Consider the following 2,214-nt stretch of genomic DNA (forward strand, 5'->3'; position numbering starts at 1 on the left):
ACATATCGTCAATTCAATTAAATTCTTGTTCTTATTATTGCGCAAAGTATATTAAAATTTTTGAGCAAAACAAACTTATTTTTCCACTATTAAACCCGCGGAATCCAAATATTTTCTTCCGTCTTAAAATACACGGTCAGTTTTCGTGCCAAAACGAATAAATAATCGCTTAAACGATTCAAATAAACTGTTACACGCTCATCTACAAAGCTATTTTCTGCAAGTTCAACTGTGAGTCGTTCTGCCCTTCTACAAACACATCTAGCAATATGGCAGTAAGAAACGACAGTATTTCCGCCAGGTAAAACAAAATGTTTTAAAGCAGGCAGCTTTTCGTTCATCAGATCCATCTCATTTTCCAACAAGGTAATATCAGTATCGTGCAGATCGGGGATCTTCATTTTAGATGTTTCAGGGTCTGCTGCAAGCGATGAACCAATAGTAAATAACCTATCCTGAATTTCTTTTAATAGCTTCTGGTCGTGCGCCTCAATATCCTGGCACATAATTAAACCTATGTGCGAATTTAACTCGTCAACAGTTCCATAGGTTTCGATACGTAAATGATATTTAGGTACACGGGTACCACCAATGAGTGATGTTTTGCCCTTATCGCCAGTTTTAGTGTAGATTTTCATTTAGAAAGGTTGAAGGTAAAAGGTAGAAGGTTTAGGGTAAAACCTTACGCCTTAAACCTTATACCTTAAGCCTTAATTAATTTTCTCCCAATCGCTGCCAGTATCATTCAAAGCCTGTAAACGTGGAGATACATTTTTTACATCTGTATTTAAATAATCGTTTTCAATCAAGCCATCACGCATACGTACAATACGGTGAGCATGCTGCGCAATATCTTCCTCGTGCGTAACCAGAATAATGGTGTTTCCTTTACTGTGGATTTCTTCAAGCAGGCCCATTATTTCAATTGATGTTTTGGTATCTAAGTTACCTGTTGGCTCATCGGCCAAAATAATAGATGGATTATTGATCAAAGCCCTGGCTACGGCCACACGTTGACGTTGACCGCCCGATAGTTCATTTGGCTTATGATCCATACGATTGCCTAAGCCTACATTTTCTAATGCTTTAGCTGCTCTTGCATCCCTGTCCTTTTTACTTGTTCCAGCATAAATTAAAGGTAAGGCAACATTATCTAAAGATGTTGAACGTGGCAATAAGTTAAAGGTTTGAAAAACGAAGCCGATTTCCTGGTTGCGCACTTCTGCCAAGGCATCATCACTCATGTGACTCACATTGGTTCCATTTAAAACATAGGTTCCGCTTGAGGGTGTATCTAAACAGCCTAAAATATTCATCAGGGTTGATTTACCGGAACCAGATGGGCCCATCAATGCTACGAATTCGCCTTTATTAATATCTAAAGAAACTGATTTTAAAGCGTGAATCACTTCAGATCCAATAACATATTTACGGCCAATTTCTTTTATAGTGATGAGTGGTTTCTCCATGTTTTTTCTTTTTTAGACAAGCGTAAAGGGTAAGATGTTACAAGAGGGTTAAAAATTACTGCACAAATGTTAATCTTAAAGATGCTGAATTAATCAGCATGACGATTACACCATTATTTCTCAATAATTTTTGGTACCATAAAAAATTGGTCGGTATGCTTTGCTGCATTTTTCAAACCATCAGCTGTAGCTATTTCCTGCTTAACCACATCTTCCCTCCAAACATTAACCGATTCGTTCATATAAACCAATGGTTTCACGTTTGAAGTATCCAGTTCATTTAACTTTTCCATGAATGACAAAATTTTGTTCATTTCAGGGATCAGTGTATCGACCTGTTTTTCATCAATATGAATTCTGGCCAGATCGGCTATTTTATGGATGGTTTTTGCGTCTAAGTTCATATTTATACTAACTTGCTATCAATCAATCTGTAAACCTTTTCTTTCAGTACATCAGAATCAACATCTGCCAAAGTTGATGTATTTATGGGTTTGTGGACGTAAATATCGCAAATTCCTGGCTTACTTCCATACTTTGCTCCATCATCCCAATTAATTTTCCAAACATTGGTAATACTCACAGGTACGAGCGGTATATTTTTATCGATAGCCAGGCGGAACGGACCATTTTTAAACTCACCCAACTTTGGTGGGTAATGGTCGTCTATTTTACCTTCCGGAAAAATAATCAGGCTCAYCCCCTTTTCTAGGTTTTCGCCAGCTTTTTTAAATGCTTTAAAAGC

4 protein-coding genes are annotated in these 2,214 nt (G+C 37.3%); all 4 read right to left on the minus strand.

Annotated features, from left to right (window positions below; all coding sequences use genetic code 11):
• Positions 1–89: 89 nt before the first annotated feature.
• On the minus strand, positions 90–638 hold the full coding sequence (locus tag AC1DPQ_RS25625; RefSeq protein ID WP_477583482.1) for a cob(I)yrinic acid a,c-diamide adenosyltransferase: 549 nt from the start codon (positions 636–638) through the stop codon (positions 90–92).
• Positions 639–710: 72 nt separating this feature from the next.
• The gene (locus tag AC1DPQ_RS25630; protein WP_477583484.1) at positions 711–1,469 is read right to left on the minus strand and encodes an ABC transporter ATP-binding protein; all 759 of its coding nucleotides are present in this window, start codon (positions 1,467–1,469) and stop codon (positions 711–713) included.
• A 113-nt stretch (positions 1,470–1,582) separates the two neighbouring features.
• Positions 1,583–1,873, minus strand: a complete 291-nt coding sequence (gatC, locus tag AC1DPQ_RS25635; RefSeq protein ID WP_029278731.1) for an Asp-tRNA(Asn)/Glu-tRNA(Gln) amidotransferase subunit GatC — start codon at positions 1,871–1,873, stop codon at positions 1,583–1,585.
• A 2-nt stretch (positions 1,874–1,875) separates the two neighbouring features.
• A partial coding sequence (locus tag AC1DPQ_RS25640; RefSeq protein ID WP_477611296.1) for a lysophospholipid acyltransferase family protein occupies positions 1,876–2,214 on the minus strand: 339 nt, incomplete at its 5' end.

It is taken from the genome of Pedobacter sp. 01T416_2 (assembly GCF_056398925.1).